The following is an 18,218-nucleotide window of genomic DNA, read 5'->3' on the forward strand; positions in this document are numbered from 1 at the left end:
TTTTCCGGGCTGCTTGCCAGGGCAAGGCCGAGTGACGACGCCTTTGTCTTTCGACTCATCCCGCCGTTGGCATGAGTGCTGATGCCTATGCTGGTGCAAGGCATATGCCATCGCCAGCCGATTTTGTTGCGCAACTCGCTTGCGACCGCGATGCCCGGCTATAATCGCCGCCTCATTTCGCCGCCATTCGAGTCAAAATCACCCATGTACACCCTGGCCCGTCAGCTGTTGTTCAAACTTTCCCCGGAAACCTCCCACGATCTGTCCCTGGACCTGATCGGCGCGGGCGGACGTTTGGGCCTCAACGGCTTGCTGTGCAAGGCGCCGGCGAAAATGCCGGTGAACGTCATGGGGCTGGAATTTCCGAACCCGGTGGGTTTGGCGGCCGGTCTGGACAAGAACGGCGCGGCCATCGACGGTTTTGCCCAGCTGGGTTTTGGTTTTGTCGAAATCGGCACCATCACCCCGCGTCCACAGCCGGGCAACCCGAAGCCACGAATTTTCCGTCTGCCGGATGCCGAGGCGATCATCAACCGCATGGGTTTCAACAACCTCGGGGTCGATCACCTGCTGGCCCGCGTGGCGGCGGCCAAGTACAAGGGCGTGCTGGGTATCAATATCGGCAAGAACTTCGATACACCGGTTGAGCGGGCGGTCGACGATTACCTGATCTGCCTGGACAAGGTCTACGCCCACGCCAGCTACGTGACGGTCAACGTCAGCTCGCCGAACACCCCGGGTCTGCGCAGCCTGCAATTCGGCGATTCGCTCAAGCAATTGCTCGCCGATCTGGCGACCCGTCGCGCCGAACTGGCGTTGCGCCACGGCAAACACGTACCGCTGGCGATCAAGATCGCGCCGGACATGACCGATGAAGAAACCGCGCAGGTCGCGCAGGCGTTGATCGAAACCGGGATGGACGCGGTGATCGCCACCAACACCACCCTGAGCCGCGTGGGCGTCGAAGGCATGGAGCACGGTGACGAGGCGGGCGGTCTGTCCGGCGCACCGGTTCGCGACAAGAGCACCCACACCGTGAAAGTGCTGGCGGCAGAGTTGGCCGGCCGCTTGCCGATCATCGCCGTGGGCGGCATCACCGAAGGCAAACACGCGGCCGAGAAAATCGCTGCGGGGGCGAGCCTGGTGCAGCTCTATTCCGGCTTCATCTATAAAGGCCCTGCATTGATTCGTGAATCCGTAGACGCCATCGCAGCATTGCGCTAACCCCTGTGGGAGCGGGCTTGCTCGCGAAAGCGATTTAACCTTCAAAGATGATGCTGACTGAAACAACGCTTTCGCGAGCAAGCCCGCTCCCACAGGGAATGTGTTTGCAGCTCGAGGTGAGTTTTTTCAGGCATAAAAAAGGGCACCTCGAAGGTGCCCCTGGGCCGAAGCCCGCCGCCCGGATGGGGCGTGCGTGGTTAAGTCATTCAGTCATCAGATTGTCGTGTCGGAGTGTGTTAAGCCCTGTAATTAGCCGACGGCGTGAAGTTCGTTGAGTCTATGGATTCCCGCAGTGCCGGTCATACCGTCCCAGTTGTCGCCGCGTCCTTCTCGCCAGCCGTTAATCCAGGCTTGGCGTACCGACGGTAGAGTAAATGGGCAAAGCTCACGGGATTTGCCACCAACGCCATATTGATATCCGCGCAAAAATGCTCTTTCCAACGGATCACGCTTAAGTCTTCTCATAGGGTGTTGCCCTCACTTGTTGACTGTATTTATCGCGTCGACCTCAATTGAGGTCTGGCAGAAAAACTTCTGCCGTTGGGGCTCGCTGCCGGCGTCGCGAGCCAAGGTGTTGACGCCGTTGCGACGTCAACCTGTGTTGAGTTCTAACCAATGCGTCACATCGAGGGAATGATCGTTTTGTCATAAGAACGTAACCAGAAAGATGCTAAGGCCATAAGTAACGCGATGTTTGTCCCATGTTTATTGGCCAAAGCCCTGTATGATCGGCCCCCCGCAGGATGACGGGGTTAATCCTTTAGTGAGAATGGCTCCTGTTGAACAGGAGCACTATTCGACGAAGGGTCGGCTTATGACATTTTGTTGCATCAACTTTTTTATCTGCCTGTGCATCTAAGCTCTTCTAACCTGAGCAGCACGGGTGGGACGGCACACCTTCGTGCCACGCGGGCGCTCTTTTAGAAAAGCGCCTGATTGAAAACCGGGCCGGCAATGCGTTGCCGGTTCACTTAGAAAGGCTCTGAAATTCCAATGTCCGATCAATTCGAAATCTTCCTCACTTGCCCAAAAGGCCTTGAAGGCCTGCTCATCGAGGAAGCCGTCGGGCTTGGCCTTGAAGAAGCGCGTGAGCACACCTCTGCCGTGCGCGGCATGGCCACCATGGAAACCGCTTATCGCCTGTGCCTGTGGTCGCGTCTGGCGAACCGGGTGCTGCTGGTGCTCAAGCGTTTCCCGATGAAGGACGCCGAAGACCTGTACCACGGCGTGCTCGATATCGAGTGGCAAGACCACATGCTCAATGACGGCACCCTGGCCGTCGAATTCAGCGGTCATGGCTCGGGCATCGACAACACTCACTTCGGCGCCCTGAAAGTCAAAGACGCCATCGTCGACAAACTGCGCACCCCGCAAGGCGACCGTCCGTCCATCGACAAGCTCAACCCGGACCTGCGCATTCACCTGCGCCTGGACCGTGGCGAAGCCATTCTGTCCCTCGACCTCTCCGGCCACAGCCTGCACCAGCGCGGTTATCGCTTGCAGCAGGGCGCGGCACCGCTGAAGGAAAACCTTGCGGCAGCGATCCTGATCCGTTCCGGTTGGCCACGCATTGCGGCCGATGGCGGCGCACTGGCTGACCCGATGTGCGGTGTCGGTACGTTCCTCGTCGAAGCTGCAATGATCGCCGCCGACATGGCGCCGAACCTGCGTCGTGAGCAGTGGGGCTTCACCGCCTGGCTCGGTCACGTCCCGGCGCTGTGGAAAAAGCTGCACGAAGAAGCCACCGAACGCGCCGCGGCCGGTCTGGCCAAGCCACCACTGTGGATTCGCGGTTACGAAGCCGACCCGCGCCTGATTCAACCGGGCCGCAACAACGTCGAGCGTGCGGGCCTGAGCGAGTGGATCAAGATCTACCAGGGCGAAGTCGGCACGTTCGAGCCGCGTCCGGACCAGAACCAGAAAGGTCTGGTGATCTGCAACCCGCCGTACGGCGAGCGTCTGGGTGACGAAGCGAGCTTGCTCTATCTCTACCAGAATCTCGGCGAGCGTCTGCGTCAGGCGTGCCTGAACTGGGAAGCGGCGGTATTCACCGGCGCCCCGGACCTGGGCAAGCGCATGGGCATCCGCAGCCACAAACAGTATTCGTTCTGGAACGGCGCCTTGCCGTGCAAATTGCTGCTGATCAAGGTCACGCCGGACCAGTTCGTCACCGGCGAGCGTCGCACCCCGGAACAGCGTCAGGTCGAGCGTGAACAAGTTCAAGCTGAAGTCGAAGTCGCCGACAACGATGTAGCGCCGGGCAAGTACGAGAAGTACAACAAGAACGGCAACCCGATCAAACCGGCCCCGGTGGTGATCGAGCAACCGCGCTTGAGCGAAGGCGGGCAGATGTTTGCCAACCGTCTACAAAAGAACCTCAAGGCCCTGGGCAAGTGGATCAAGCGCGAAGGCATCGACTGCTACCGCGTCTACGATGCCGACATGCCGGAATATTCCATGGCCATCGATCTGTATCAGGATTGGGTCCACGTCCAGGAATACGCCGCGCCGAAATCCATCGACCCGGAAAAAGCCTCGGCGCGCATGTTTGACGCCCTGGCGGCCATTCCGCAGGCGTTGAACATCGACAAGAGCCGCGTGGTGGTCAAGCGCCGCGAGCGTCAGAGCGGCACCAAGCAGTACGAACGCCAAGCGGCGCAGGGCAAGTTCGTCGAGGTCAACGAAGGTGGCGTGAAGCTGCTGGTCAACCTCACTGACTACCTCGACACCGGGCTGTTCCTCGACCACCGTCCAATGCGTATGCGCATCCAGAAAGAGGCGGCCGGCAAGCGCTTCCTCAACCTGTATAGCTACACCGCGACGGCCAGTGTTCACGCGGCCAAGGGCGGCGCGCGCAGCACGACCAGCGTCGATTTGTCGAAAACATACCTGGACTGGGCGCGTCGCAACCTGTCGCTGAACGGTTTCTCTGACAAGAACCGTCTGGAGCAGGGTGACGTGATGGCGTGGCTCGATGCCTGCCGTGACGAGTACGACCTGATCTTCATCGACCCGCCGACGTTTTCCAACTCCAAGCGCATGGAAGGGATCTTCGACGTGCAGCGCGACCAGGTGCAGTTGATCGACCTGGCCATGGCGCGTCTGGCGCCGGGAGGCGTGTTGTACTTCTCCAACAACTTCCGCAAGTTCACGCTCGAGGAAAACCTCGCCGAGCGTTACGCCGTTGAAGAAATCACTGCCCAGACCATCGATCCGGATTTCGCCCGTAATGGCAAGATCCACCGTGCCTGGAAAATCACGGCCCGTTGACAGATAAATGATTGGATCCACAGAGCCTTGATTTTAAAAGGCTCTTTGGTTCTTTCTGTGCTGGTCAAATTAGTGGCTAATAGCTATAACTCAACGCATGGCCAATGGGCTTTCCCGCACCTGGCGTTTTGAGTTGCGTTTATGTCGTTGCACGCCGTGCGCCCGAAGATCCTGGGTTTTATCAGTGAAGATGTCTCGGCCTGGCTGGTCGCGCTGCTGGTATTGCTCGTCGGCGGGATTCTTACCGGATTGCTGGCCTGGTCGACACTGAATCTGTTTCACCATCAATTGCGGCAGCGTTTCCAGCTGCTCGCCAGTGAACGTTACAGCCGTATCGAAGAACGTTTCGAAGATCAGGAACAGCGCCTCGACGGCCTGCGCCGATTCTTCGCCAATTCCCAGTCGGTCTCCCGCGAGGAGTTCGACGGCTACACCCAACCGTTGCTGCACCGCACCGAGGCGTATTCATTCGCTGCGCGGGTGACCCGTGATGAGCGGGCGGCGTTTGAGCGCAAGGTGCGCGAAGAGGGATTCAGCGACTTCACCCTTCGTGAGCTCAACGCCGACGGCCAATTGCAATTGGCCGCCGAACGGGATGAGTACGTGGCAGTGCTCTACAGCCAGACCCGAAGCCGGCTCGGCTCGCCGCTCGGGTACGACTTGTTCGCCCAGCCGTTGCGCCGCGCCACCTTGGAACGGGCAGACAAGCTGGGCTGCATGGCCGTCTCGCAACCGATGCATCTGGTCGGCATCGAGCCGGCTTATGCACGGGGTGTGCTGCTGGTGGCGCCGGTGAAGCGTCAGAGTGACGCCGCGGTGCCGACCACGAAACCCTACGGTTATGTCATGGCGGTGATCAGCATGCGCCAGTTGCTGGCGGACGGGTTGCCGGAGGCCAGTTATGACTATCTTTCGGTGCGCATCCTCGACCTGTCCACCGACGATCAGCACGAGGTGCTTTACGAGTCCTACAACTCGCCTGCCGCCAGCGAATTGTCCGCCACACGCCTGCTGCGTATGGCTGACCACGACTATCAAGTCGATATCTTGCCCAGCGAAGCCTTCCTGAAAGCCAACCATTCCTCGGTGACCAGCCTGGTGGTGCTCGGTGGCTTGCTCAGCGTACTACTCAGTGCGTTGCTGTACGTGCTGGTCAGCCAACGCCAGCGTGCGCTGAGAATGGTCGAGCAGCGCACCCAGGAATTGCACGACCGCGAGCAGGAATTGCGCGGCACTCACGGCCAGTTGCGCGGCGTGCTGAATGCCGCGACTCAAGTGGCGATCATTGCCACCGACCTGCGGGGTGTCATCAGCACCTTCAACGCCGGGGCCGAGCAAATGCTGGGTTACTCCAGCGCTGAAGTGGTGGGGCGCATGACCCTGGAAAACCTGCACTTTCCCAGGGAGTTGGTCGCACGCTCGGCGGAATTGAGTGCGCGCTATGGCAAGCCGATTCCGACCTGTCAGGCGATGTTGGTCGAAGGGGGAGAAGAGGGTGGTCACGAAGCGCGGGAGTGGACGCTGGTCCGTCAGGATGGCAGCCATCTGACGGTGAACATGCTCGCGACTCCGGTACTTGACGAGCAAGGCCTGTGGGTCGGGCATCTGGCAATTTGCATCGACATCACCGAACGCAAACGCGTTCACGAAGCCCTGGCTGCGCGCGACTTGTTGCTGAAAAAACTCAGCGCCCATGTGCCCGGTGGCATTTATCAATTCAAGATGGAATTCGACGGTCGCTTCAGCGTGATCTACGCCAGCGACGGGATTCGCGAGATCTACGAACTCGATCCGGACGTTCTGTTATTCAATGCCGAAGCAATTTTCACGCGGATTCATACACAGGACACGACTCGCGTGCGCGCCTCGATCCGCGCGTCGGCGGATACGCTCAGCCCGTGGCGCGAGGAATACCGCGTGCAACTGCCTCAACGCGGCCTGCGCTGGGTTCGCGGCGAGGCGACTCCGGAGGAACTGCCGGGAGGCGGCGTGCTCTGGCATGGTTACATTTCCGATATCTCCGACCTGAAACGGGTGGAAGAAGAGCTGCGGGCGCTGTCGATCACCGATTCTCTGACCGGGATCCACAACCGCCGCTACTTCCAAGAGCGCCTGACCACCGAAATGGCCCGGGTCGAGCGCGGTGGTGGCGAGTTGTCGGTGATCATGCTCGACATCGACCACTTCAAACGCATCAACGACCTGCATGGCCACGCCGTGGGCGATCGGGTGTTGCAGGCCGTGTGCGAGCGCATCAGTCTTCGCCTGCGACGTACCGACGTGTTCTGTCGCCTGGGGGGCGAGGAATTCATGGTGCTGTGCCCGGACATCGACGGCGAACAGGCCCACGTGCTGGCCTTGCAGCTGTGGCAAGGACTGCGCAGTTCACCGATCGAAGGCGTGGGGACAGTGACCGCGAGTTTCGGGATTGCCAGTTGGCGAGTCGGAGAGGGCGCGGACGCGCTGTTGCTGCGGGCGGATTCGGGCGTGTACGCGGCGAAGCAGGCGGGACGGGATCGGGTCGTAGCAAAAACCAGCTAAAACCAAATGCAGAGCCTTGTGGGAGCGAGCTGTGTGGCGAGGGGATTTATCCCCGTTCGGCTGCGAAGCAGTCGTAAAACCATTGCTTGCGGTGTATTTGATACACCGCAGTGTCTGATTCTGGGCCGCTTCGCAGCCCAACGGGGATAAATCCCCTCGCCACAAAGGCTCACTCCCACATTGGGTCTGTGGTGTTTTCTAGACCGGGTTAAAGCACCGAAGCCGTTTCCGGCACTTTCGGCTGGCGATACAGATCCAGCAGCACCTGATCCAGCACCGAAGATGCGCCAAACGGGGCCTTGTCGTTGAGGATGGCCACCACCGCCCAGGTGTTGCCGTTGACGTCACGGCTGTAACCGGAGATCGCGCGCACGGTGTTCAGGGTGCCGGTCTTGACGTGGGCTTCACCGCGCATCGCGGTGGTCTTCAGGCGTTTGCGCATGGTGCCGTCGGTGCCGGCAATCGGCATCGAACTGATGAACTCGGCGGAGTATGGGCTGCGCCACGCGGCTTGCAGCATCGCCGCCATTTCACGGGCGCTCACACGTTCTGCACGGGACAGGCCGGAACCGTTTTCCATCACCAGGTGCGGCGCGGTGATGCCTTTTTTCGCCAGCCACTGACGCACCACGCGCTGGGCGGCCTTGGCGTCGTCACCGTCGGCATCGGTGCGGAATTTCTGGCCCAGGCTCAGGAACAACTGCTGAGCCATGGTGTTGTTACTGTATTTATTGATGTCGCGAATGATTTCCGCCAGATCCGGCGAATAGGCCCGGGCCAGTACCTTGGCGTTGCTCGGCGTCGGCGCCAGACGATCCCTGCCCTGGATGCTGCCGCCCAGTTCCTTCCAGATCGCGCGCACGGCACCGGCGGTGTAGGTCGCGTGGTCGAGCAGCGACAGATAAGTCTGTGAACTGCAGCCATCGCCCAACTGACCGCCAACCGTCACGGTCACACTGCCATCGGCTTGGGTCACCGGGTTGTAACGCACGCCACCGGAGCATTGCTTGGAGTTGACCGCTTTGACCTGGTTTTCAATATTGATGCTGGCGATCGGCGGTTCCACCGACACCAGGACCCGGCCGTTGTCGTTGCGCGCCACGAAGCGCAGGGCCTTGAGGTTGACCATCAGCGAATCGGGCTTGACCAGGAACGGTTTGTTGTCGTCATTGCCGTCGTCGTTGAACTCCGGCAGTTGCGGTTGCACGAAGAAATTGCGGTCCAGCACCAAGTCACCGGTGATTTGCGTCACGCCGTTGGCGCGCAAGTCACGCATCAGCAGCCAGAGCTTTTCCATGTTCAGTTTCGGATCGCCGCCACCCTTGAGGTAGAGGTTGCCGTTGAGGATGCCGCCGCTGAGGGTGCCGTCGGTGTAGAACTCGGTTTTCCACTGGTGGTTCGGGCCGAGCATTTCCAGCGCGGCGTAGGTGGTCACCAGCTTCATGGTCGAGGCCGGGTTGACCGAAACGTCAGCGTTGTAAATGGTCGGGGTGCCCGGGCCGTTCAGCGGGATCATCACCAGCGACAGGGCGTTGCCCGGAAGTTTGCTGGCCTTGAGGGCTTTTTCGACGTTGGGTGACAGACCGGTGTTGATGGAGGCGGCGGAAACGGAGAAGGCCAGGGGTAGAAGAAAACCGGCCAGCAGCAATGGACGCAAAGATTTGATCATGTGAAATAAAACCCTACATTCGAGGGGAAAAAAGACGAGGGCATGAAGATAAATTCCCTCAGTGGTCATGAAAGTGTCGGCATTATGCCCCAAGGTGTAACGGCTTGTGCCTTACCGTGCGCCTCTAATCCGCAATTTTTTTACCGGCGGTAGGCTTAGCGCTGCCGAGAGACGGGCAATCAGCGCCTTAAACTGCTAAAGTGCCGCCCGTTATTACTTATGAGGATTGTTCCAATGGCGACTAACCGTTCCCAGCGTCTGCGCAAAAAACTGTGCGTCGATGAATTTCAAGAGCTGGGTTTCGAGCTGAACCTGGATTTCAAAGAAGATTTGGCTGATGAAGCCATTGATGCTTTCCTCGACGCGTTCCTGAAAGAAGCCATGGAAGCCAACGGTCTGGGCTATGTTGGCGGCGACGACTTCGGTCTGGTTTGCCTGCAGAAGCGTGGCTCGGTGTCCGAAGAGCAGCGTGCTGCTGTTGAAGCCTGGCTCAAAGGCCGCAGCGAACTGACCGAAGCAACCGTCAGCCCGCTGATCGACGTCTGGTACCCGGAAAAGCCGATCAATCCGGTAGCTTGATGTCATAGCTTGCTGTCATAAAAGAAGCGGCGACCCAAGGGTCGCCGTTTTTTTATGCCTGCTTTTTGTAGGCGTATGGCTTGGCTTGCGATATTGATCTCGGGGATGCCTTCGCGGGCAAGTCGGATCGCCGCACCGCTCGCTCCTACAAAAGCTTTGCGCGGAACCTGTAGGAGCGAGGCTTGCCCGCGAAGGGGCCCTCAGGCCTTGCGCCAGTTCAAGATCACCAACGTCAACACCCCCGCGACAATCCCCCAGAACGCCGAACCAATGGAAAACAGCGTCAGCCCTGACGCCGTGACCATAAAGGTAATCAGCGCCGCCTCACGTTCCTTCACTTCGGTCATGGCTATGCTCAGGCCATTGATGATCGAGCCGAACAACGCCAGCGCCGCAATCGACAGCACCAACTCTTTAGGCAGCGCGGCAAACAACGCCGCCAGCGTCGCGCCGAACACCCCGGCAATCCCGTAGAAAATCCCGCACCAGACCGCCGCCGTGTAACGCTTGTTGCGATCCTCATGGGCATGCGGCCCGGTGCAGATCGCCGCGCTGATGGCCGCGAGGTTGATCCCGTGGGAGCCGAACGGCGCCAGCAGCAGCGAGGCGATGCCGGTGGTGGTGATCAGCGGCGAGGCCGGCACGGTGTAGCCGTCAGCGCGCAATACGGCGATGCCGGGCATGTTTTGCGAAGTCATCGCCACCACAAACAATGGAATACCGATGCTGATGGTCGCGGCCAGGGAGAAGTGCGGTGTGGTCCAGACCGGCGTCGCCACTTCCAGATGAAAACCGCTGAAGTCGAGCAGTCCCATGACCCCCGACAGCGCCGTGCCGATCAGCAATGCCGCGAGCACCGCGTAACGCGGCGACAGGCGCTTGACCAGCAGATAAGTGAAGAACATCCCCAGCACCAGCCCGGTACGATGCTGCGCGGCGACGAAGATTTCGCTGCCGATCTTGAACAGAATCCCCGCCAGCAACGCCGCGGCCAATGACGCCGGAATCTTTTTCACCAGGCGTTCGAAGCTGCCGGTCAAACCACAAATCGTCACCAGCACCGCGCAGGTAATGTAGGCACCGATGGCCTCGCCGTAGCTCACGCCGCCGAGGCTGGTGATCAGCAACGCCGCGCCAGGCGTCGACCAGGCAATGGTGATCGGCGTGCGATACCGCAGGGACAGGCCGATCGAGCACACCGCCATGCCAATCGAGATTGCCCAGATCCACGACGAAATCTGCCCGCTGGTCAGGCCCGCCGCTTGTCCGGCCTGAAACATCAGGACAAGGGAGCTGGTGTAGCCGGTCATCATTGCGATAAAGCCGGCGACGATCGCTGACGGTGACGTATCGGCCAAGGGGCGGAGCTGCGTGTGCGTGGCGTCGTTCATGACAGCGGTGTTCCTTGTACTAATAAAGATGTCCGTGATCCCTGTAGGAGCGAAGCTTGCTCGCGAAGGCGTCGTGTCAGTCGATATCAATGTTGACTGACACGACGCCTTCGCGAGCAAGCTTCGCTCCTACAAGGAAATCGCGTTCAGGCGGCGGATTCTGCGATCAAGCCTAAACTCAAAAGTAACCAACCGTTGCGATACAGCAGAAGCGACAAACAGCCGTACAGTCGTGTTGCCACCATCCATTGTGTACAATCGCGGTGTTTTTTACGCGATACTTGCCAGCGACCCACTGTGCCGTATTACAGTCACGGTCAATTCGCCGCAGTTCTCCCGACTCGAGTGCCCATGAACGAACAGTTGCAGCCCCTTAAGAAACAACCGCGAGCAGGCAAAGCCGGCCGCAGCGGTACCCAGGACGATATTGTCTACGCGCATATCTTCGAGGCCATCCTCGAACAGCGTCTGGCGCCTGGCACCAAGTTGAGCGAAGAAGCGCTGGGGGAAATTTTCGGGGTCAGTCGCACCATCATTCGCCGTGCGCTGTCGCGCCTGGCCCATGAAGGCGTCGTGCTGCTGCGTCCGAACCGCGGCGCCGTCGTCGCCAGCCCGAGTGTCGAAGAGGCGCGTCAGGTGTTCCTGGCGCGGCGTCTGGTAGAACGCGCGATCACTGAACTGGCGGTTCAGCACGCCACCGCCGAGCAGATTGCCGAGTTGCGGCAGATGGTCAACGACGAACGCGACAGCTTCTCCCGTGGCGATCGCGGCGCCGGTATCCGTCTGTCGGGCGAATTCCACCTGAAACTGGCCGAAGCGGCGAAGAATGCGCCGCTGATCAGCTTCCAGCGCAGCCTGGTGTCCCAGACTTCGCTGATCATCGCCCAGTACGAAAGCGGCAACCGTTCCCACTGTTCCTACGATGAACACACCCAGCTGATCGACGCCATCGAAGCGCGTAACGGTGAGTTGGCGGTGAATCTGATGATGCACCACATGGATCACATCGACAGCAAACTCAACCTCGACGAAGAAAGCGCGTCGGATGATTTGCATGCGGTGTTTTCGCATTTGTTGCAGACCAAGAAGCCGGGGCGGGCAGCGGTAAAGCTCTGACACCGCGTCGCGCCCTTCGCGGGCAAGCCTCGCTCCTACAGGGATGGAGGTGATCTCGAAATTACCTAAATCCTGTAGGAGCGAGGCTTGCCCGCGAAGGCGGCTTCAAGGGCAATAAAAAAATCCCCCGCAACCAACAATTGCGGGGGATTTTTTATGCCTGAAGAAAACTCAGCGCTGATGCACCTGATTCCCCGCTGCATAAGTCTGCAGAACAGTCCGGTCATCCCCCAGCGTCATCAACACGAACAACGTCTCGGCAATGTTATTGGCCTGCTTCAAGCGATAGCTCAGCAACGGCGTGGCGTTGTAATCGAGCACCAGGAAGTCCGCGTCGGTGCCGGGCTTCAGGGTACCGATCTTGTCTTCCAGACGCAGCGCACGCGCACCGCCGAGGGTCGCCAGGTACAGCGATTTGAACGGGCTCAGGCGCGCACCTTGCAGTTGCATGACTTTGTAGGCTTCGTTCAGGGTTTGCAACAGCGAGAAACTGGTGCCGCCACCGACGTCTGTGCCCAAACCAACATTCAATTTGTGCTTTTCAGCCATCGGCAGGTTGAACAGGCCGCTGCCGAGGAAGAAGTTTGAGGTCGGGCAGAAAGCGATGGCCGAGCCGGTTTCCGCCAGTCGTGCGCATTCGTCGTCGCACAGGTGCACGCCGTGGGCGAACACCGAGCGTTCGCCGAGCAGTTTGTAGTGGTCGTAGACGTCCAGGTAGCCCTTGCGCTCCGGAAACAGCTCCTTGACCCACTCGACTTCCTTGAGGTTTTCGCTGATGTGGGTCTGCATGTACAGGTCGGGGAATTCGCTGAGCAACTGGCCGGCGAGGGTCAGTTGTTCCGGGGTGCTGGTAGGGGCGAAGCGCGGGGTGACCGCGTAGTGCAGTCGACCCTTGCCGTGCCAGCGTTCGATCAGCGCCTTGCTTTCGACATAGCTGGATTCGGCAGTGTCGGTCAGGTAGTCCGGCGCGTTGCGGTCCATCATCACCTTACCGGCGATCATCCGCAGGTCCAGCTGCTCGGCGGCTTCGAAGAACGAGTTCACCGATTGCGGGTGCACGCTGCCGAACACCAGGGCAGTTGTGGTGCCGTTACGCAGCAGTTCCTTGATGAAAATGTCCGCGACTTCATCGGCGTGAGCCTTGTCGGAAAACTGGCTTTCGCAAGGGAAGGTGTAGGTGTTGAGCCAGTCCAGCAGTTGCTCGCCGTAGGCACCGACCATGCCGGTTTGCGGCAAGTGAATGTGGGTGTCGATGAAGCCTGGGGTGATCAACGCATCCTGATAATGGGTGATTTCGATGTCGGCCGGCAGAGTCGGCAGCAATTCGCTGGCGTGGCCAACGGCGCTGATCTGGCCGTTATCGACCACCAGCAGGCCGTCTTCGAAATACTCATACGAGGCTTCGATACCCACTTCAGCGGGGTCGGCGATGCTGTGCAGGATGGCGGCGCGGTAGGCTTTGCGAGTCAGAGGCATGAGCGTTCTCAGTTTGTGGCTTGGCTGCGGCGTGAAGCAGGCAGCAGTTTGGCGATCGATGATCCGGCGTTGGTAGTTTGCTGGCCGAAACTGGCGTTATAGGTGGCGATGATTTCGCCAGCGATGGAGATGGCGATTTCCACAGGCAACTTGCCTTTGACTTCGCCAATGCCCATCGGGCAGCGCATGCGTTGCAGCACGGCGCTGTCGAAACCACGATCACGCAAGCGGTGTTCGAATTTCACCCGTTTGGTCTTCGAACCGATCAGGCCGAAGTAGGTGAAATCGTTGCGCTTGAGGATCGCGGCGGTGAGTTCGAGGTCGAGCTGGTGGTTATGGGTCATGACGATGCAGTAGCTGCCGGCGGGCATATTGTCGATTTCATCCACCGGTTCTTCGGCGACGATTTTACGGACGCCGTGGGGGATCTGTTCGGGGAATTCCGCTTCCCGCGAATCGATCCAGCGCACCCGGCAGGGCAGATTGGCGAGCAGCGGCACCAGCGCCCGACCGACATGGCCGGCGCCGAACACGGCGATCTGCGCCTGGACCTGGCCCATCGGTTCGAACAGCAACACGGTCACGCCGCCGCAGCACTGACCCAGGCTGGCGCCGAGGCTGAAGCGCTCCAGGTGCGTGTCCTGCTTGCCGCTGGCCAGCATCTCGCGGCCGATCTGCATGGCCTTGTATTCCAGGTGCCCGCCACCGATGGTGTCGAAGGCCTGGGTAGCGCTGATGACCATTTTCGAACCGGCATTGCGCGGCGTCGAGCCGAGCTCTTCGATGATGGTTACCAGCACGCAGGGTTCTCCCTGGGATTGCAGGTCGGCGAGGGCGTCGATCCAGTTGTACATGTTTCACCTCGACATCTCTGTTGTCTGTTCGGGCCTCTTCGCGGGCAAGCGCTCCTACAGGTTTTGTGTCGTTCACATCATTGTGATCCACCACCACCTGTAGGAGCGAGGCTTGCCCGCGAAGGGCGCACCTCGGTCTAGAGCGAAGCCAACTCAACCTCGGCTTCCACGGCTTTCGCCGCCTTCAACTGCCGCATCTGCTCACACCCCCACAACACCCGCTCCGGCGTCGCCGGCGCGTCGATTTTCGGTTGATGCTTGTAGTCGCCAAGGCTCGCCACAGCGTCCTTGATCGCACACCACGCCGCGATGCCAAGCATGAATGGCGGCTCACCCACGGCCTTGGAATGGAACACCGTGTCTTCCGGGTTTTTACGGTTTTCCACCAGCTTCACGCGCAGGTCCAGCGGCATGTCCGCCACCGCCGGAATCTTGTAGCTGGCCGGGCCGTTGGTCATCAGTTTGCCTTTGTTGTTCCACACCAGTTCTTCCATGGTCAGCCACCCCATGCCCTGGATGAAACCGCCCTCGACCTGGCCGATGTCGATGGCCGGGTTCAGCGAGTCGCCGACGTCGTGGAGGATGTCGGTACGCAGCATTTTGTACTCGCCGGTCAGGGTGTCGATGATCACCTCGCAACAGGCTGCACCGAAGGCGTAGTAGTAGAACGGCCGGCCACGGGCCTGACTGCGGTCGTAGAAGATTTTCGGGGTCTTGTAGAAGCCGGTGCTCGACAGCGACACCTGGGCGAAATATGCCTGCTGGATCAGCGCTTCGAAGGTCAGGATGTGATCGCGAACCCGCACGTGGCCGTTATGAAACTCCACGTCTTCTTCGCTGACCTTGTAGTGCCGCGCGGCAAATTCAACCAGGCGTTTCTTGATGATTTCAGCGGCGTTCTGCGCGGCTTTACCGTTCAAGTCGGCACCGCTGGAAGCGGCGGTCGGCGAGGTGTTCGGGACCTTGTCGGTATTGGTGGCGGTGATCTGCACGCGGTCCATTTCCACCTGGAACACTTCGGCCACAACCTGCGCGACCTTGGTGTTCAAACCCTGGCCCATTTCCGTGCCGCCATGATTCAGGTGGATGCTGCCGTCGGTGTAGACGTGGACCAGCGCACCGGCCTGGTTGAGGAAGCTGGCAGTGAAGGAAATACCGAATTTCACCGGGGTCAGCGCCAGGCCTTTTTTCAGGATCGGGCTGTTGGCGTTGTAGCGACGGATCGCTTCGCGGCGTTCGGCGTACTGGCTGCTTTCTTCGAGTTCGGCGGTCATTTCCTCGAGCATGTTGTGCTCGACGGTCTGGTAGTAATGGGTGACGTTGCGCTCGGTCTTGCCATAGTAGTTGGCCTTGCGCACCGCCAGCGGATCAAGGGCCAGATGGCGGGCAATCGCGTCCATCACTTCTTCGATGGCAACCATCCCCTGCGGGCCGCCGAAACCCCGGTAAGCGGTGTTCGACGCGGTGTTGGTCTTGCAGCGATGACCGTTGATGGTCGCATCGCCCAGGTAGTACGAGTTGTCGGCGTGGAACATCGCACGGTCGACAATCGAGGCCGACAAGTCCGGCGAGCAACCGCAGTTCCCGGCCAGTTCAAGGGCGATGCCATGCAGGCGACCCGTGCTGTCGAAGCCTACGTCGTATTCGACATAGAACGGGTGGCGCTTGCCGGTCATCAGCATGTCTTCGACGCGGGGCAGGCGCATTTTGGTCGGTTGTCCGGTGAGGTGCGCGATAACCGCGCACAGGCACGCCGGGCTGGCGGCCTGGGTTTCCTTGCCGCCGAAACCGCCGCCCATGCGACGCATGTCGACGACGATTTTGTTCATTGATACGTCCAAAACCTCGGCCACCAGCTTCTGCACTTCGGTGGGGTTCTGCGTCGAGCAATAAACGATCATCCCGCCATCTTCAGTCGGCATCACCGAAGAGATCTGGGTTTCGAGGTAAAAGTGTTCCTGGCCACCGATGTGCAGCGTGCCCTGGATGCGATGCTCGGCGGTGGCCAAAGCATTGGTCGAATCGCCGCGCTGATGAGTGTGGCTGTCGAGTACGAAATGGCGTTTGCGCAGGGCTTCGACCACGTCCAGAACAGGTTCCAGATCTTCGTATTCGATGATGGCGGCCATCGCGGCTTTGCGTGCGGTTTCCAGGTCTTTCGCCGCAACGGCGAGCACCGGTTGACCGACGAATTGCACATCATCAATGGCTAGCAACGGATCGCCCGGCAGCAACGGGCCGATGTCTTTCAGCCCCGGCACGTCTTTATGAGTGATGGCGATACGTACGCCTTCGAAGGCGTAGCAAGGCTTGGTGTCGATGCTGATGATTTTCGCGTGGGCACGGTCCGAGAGCCGTGCGTAAACGTGCAGCTGATTGGGGAATTCCAGTCGGTCATCGATGTACTGCGCTTCACCGGACACATGCTTGGTGGCGCTGTCGTGCTTGACGCTGCGGCCGACACCGGTGGTCAGGTCCTTGGCGAACAACTCAGCCAGTTCGGCCTGGGTCTTCTCTACGGCGTGATGGTTAGACATATGCGGTCACCCGAGTCTCGATGTGCGGCGTTTGCAGTTCGATGAAGTATTTGCGCAGCAGGTTCTGCGCGCTGAGCAGGCGATATTCCTTGCTGGCGCGGAAGTCCGAAAGTGGCGTGAAATCTTCGGCCAGCGCAGCGCAGGCGCGTTCGACGGTGGCGTTGTTGAACGGCGCGCCGAGCAACACGGTTTCGCAGTTGTTCGCGCGTTTCGGAATCGCGGCCATGCCGCCGAACGCCACGCGGGCATCCGCGATGACACCGTTGTCGATGCGCAGGTTGAACGCGGCGCAGACGGCGGAAATGTCATCGTCCAGACGCTTGGAAACCTTGTACGCACGGAACAGTTGTTCGGCGCTGGCGCGGGGCACAATGATCTTCTCGATGAACTCGCTTTCCTGGCGCGCGGTGACCCGGTAATCGATGAAGTAATCTTCCAGGGCAAGGGTGCGGCGGGTTTCGCCTTTGCACAAAACGATCTGCGCGCCCAGGGCAATCAGCAGCGGTGGCGAGTCGCCGATCGGCGAAGCGTTACCGATGTTGCCGCCGAGGGTGCCCTGGTTCCGAATCTGCAAGGACGCGAAGCGTTGCAGCAATTCGCCGAAGTCCGGGTAATCAGCTTTCAAGGCTTCGTAGCAGTCGGAGAGGGCGGTCGCGGCGCCGATTTCCAGGCGATCGTCGAAGCGTTCGATGCGCTTCATCTCGGCGACGTTGCCAACATAAATCATCACCGGCAGGGTGCGGTGGAACTGGGTGACTTCCAGCGCCAGATCCGTACCGCCGGCCAGCAGCCGGGCCTGTGGGTAAGCGTCGTAGAGGTCGGCCAGATCGGCCACGGTCAGCGGCACCAGGCAGCGCTTGTCGCCACTGTTGAGTTCGCCGATGTCGGTAGGGGCGATGGCTTTCAGGCGAGCGATGGTGTCGGCTTCGCGAGCATCGAACTGATCCGTTTGCTTGCCGCAGCAGGACTGTTCGGCGGCAGCCAGTATCGGCCGATAACCGGTGCAGCGGCAGAGGTTGCCGGCCAGCGCTTCGTGAGCCTTGTGAGAATCGGGCTCATCGCTGTTTTTTTGCAATGCGAACAGCGACATCACGAAGCCCGGAGTGCAGAAGCCGCATTGCGAGCCGTGGCACTCGACCATGGCTTTCTGCACGCTGTGCAGTTGGCCTTTGTGCTTGAGGTCTTCGACGCTGATCAGTTGTTTGCCGTGCAATGACGAAACGAACGTCAGGCACGAGTTGAGGCTGCGATAGCGAATGTGTTCGCGGCCATCGTCATCCGTTTGCAGCTCGCCGACCACCACGGTGCAGGCGCCACAGTCACCGCTGGCGCAGCCTTCTTTGGTGCCGGGTTTGCCCACATGGTCGCGCAGATAATTGAGCACGGTCAGGTTTGGGTCCAGGGCGTGCTCGCTACGGAGTTCCTGGTTAAGTAAAAACTGGATCACGGAAGGCCTCGCAGACTCATTATTGTTGTTAACCGACTTGAACCGAATTTATCAGGTCTGACTTTGCGGTCAATGATTTTCTGACTTAAAGGTCAGGAAACAGCATTTTGTCGA

Annotated in this window: 12 protein-coding genes; 5 read left to right on the top strand and 7 right to left on the bottom strand. The window is 59.9% G+C overall.

Annotated elements, in window-relative coordinates:
- The first annotated feature begins 204 nt into the window (after positions 1-204).
- Positions 205-1,224 carry a quinone-dependent dihydroorotate dehydrogenase gene (locus tag ACYZTM_RS24845; protein WP_131060000.1) on the top strand — a complete coding sequence of 340 codons (1,020 nt, stop codon included), beginning with the start codon at positions 205-207 and terminating at the stop codon, positions 1,222-1,224.
- Positions 1,225-1,473: 249 nt separating this feature from the next.
- Here the strand turns inward: ACYZTM_RS24845 and rmf are convergent, their stop codons facing one another.
- Positions 1,474-1,689: a ribosome modulation factor gene (gene rmf, locus ACYZTM_RS24850; protein WP_003223300.1), complete on the bottom strand. Its 216-nt coding sequence runs from the start codon at positions 1,687-1,689 to the stop codon at positions 1,474-1,476.
- Between the two features lie 528 nt (positions 1,690-2,217).
- Here rmf and rlmKL point away from each other — a divergent pair.
- Together rlmKL and ACYZTM_RS24860 are read left to right on the top strand one after the other, a co-directional pair.
- Entirely contained in the window at positions 2,218-4,494 is a 2,277-nt protein-coding gene (gene rlmKL, locus ACYZTM_RS24855; protein WP_461985150.1) for a bifunctional 23S rRNA (guanine(2069)-N(7))-methyltransferase RlmK/23S rRNA (guanine(2445)-N(2))-methyltransferase RlmL, read from the top strand.
- 141 nt (positions 4,495-4,635) lie between these two features.
- Entirely contained in the window at positions 4,636-7,035 is a 2,400-nt protein-coding gene (locus ACYZTM_RS24860) for a sensor domain-containing diguanylate cyclase (RefSeq protein ID WP_131059998.1), read from the top strand.
- A 208-nt stretch (positions 7,036-7,243) separates the two neighbouring features.
- On the opposite strand, the gene dacB is transcribed toward ACYZTM_RS24860, so the two are convergent.
- Complete coding sequence (gene dacB, locus ACYZTM_RS24865) at positions 7,244-8,704, bottom strand: D-alanyl-D-alanine carboxypeptidase/D-alanyl-D-alanine endopeptidase (protein WP_131059997.1); 1,461 nt, start codon at positions 8,702-8,704, stop codon at positions 7,244-7,246.
- A 234-nt stretch (positions 8,705-8,938) separates the two neighbouring features.
- Here dacB and ACYZTM_RS24870 point away from each other — a divergent pair, with 234 nt between their 5' ends.
- On the top strand, positions 8,939-9,283 hold the full coding sequence (locus tag ACYZTM_RS24870; RefSeq protein ID WP_007896965.1) for a YggL family protein: 345 nt from the start codon (positions 8,939-8,941) through the stop codon (positions 9,281-9,283).
- Between the two features lie 200 nt (positions 9,284-9,483).
- Here ACYZTM_RS24870 and ACYZTM_RS24875 read toward each other — a convergent pair whose 3' ends face one another.
- Positions 9,484-10,674: a benzoate/H(+) symporter BenE family transporter gene (locus ACYZTM_RS24875; protein WP_131059996.1), complete on the bottom strand. Its 1,191-nt coding sequence runs from the start codon at positions 10,672-10,674 to the stop codon at positions 9,484-9,486.
- A 351-nt stretch (positions 10,675-11,025) separates the two neighbouring features.
- On the opposite strand from ACYZTM_RS24875, the gene ACYZTM_RS24880 reads away from it, so the two are divergent.
- On the top strand, positions 11,026-11,790 hold the full coding sequence (locus tag ACYZTM_RS24880; protein WP_131059995.1) for a GntR family transcriptional regulator: 765 nt from the start codon (positions 11,026-11,028) through the stop codon (positions 11,788-11,790).
- A 171-nt stretch (positions 11,791-11,961) separates the two neighbouring features.
- Here the strand turns inward: ACYZTM_RS24880 and guaD are convergent, their stop codons facing one another.
- The 4 genes from guaD to xdhA form a co-directional block, all read right to left on the bottom strand.
- A complete protein-coding gene (gene guaD / locus ACYZTM_RS24885) occupies positions 11,962-13,266 on the bottom strand; it encodes a guanine deaminase (protein WP_461985154.1) in 1,305 nt (434 codons plus the stop codon).
- Between the two features lie 8 nt (positions 13,267-13,274).
- A complete protein-coding gene (gene xdhC, locus ACYZTM_RS24890; protein WP_131059993.1) occupies positions 13,275-14,120 on the bottom strand; it encodes a xanthine dehydrogenase accessory protein XdhC in 846 nt (281 codons plus the stop codon).
- A 137-nt stretch (positions 14,121-14,257) separates the two neighbouring features.
- The gene (xdhB, locus tag ACYZTM_RS24895; protein WP_461985156.1) at positions 14,258-16,657 is read right to left on the bottom strand and encodes a xanthine dehydrogenase molybdopterin binding subunit; all 2,400 of its coding nucleotides are present in this window, start codon (positions 16,655-16,657) and stop codon (positions 14,258-14,260) included.
- On the bottom strand, positions 16,650-18,104 hold the full coding sequence (gene xdhA / locus ACYZTM_RS24900; protein WP_461985158.1) for a xanthine dehydrogenase small subunit: 1,455 nt from the start codon (positions 18,102-18,104) through the stop codon (positions 16,650-16,652). Before xdhA ends, xdhB begins: the two co-directional genes overlap by 8 nt.
- Positions 18,105-18,218 lie beyond the last annotated feature (114 nt).

Source organism: Pseudomonas sp. MDT2-39-1 (assembly GCF_054898085.1).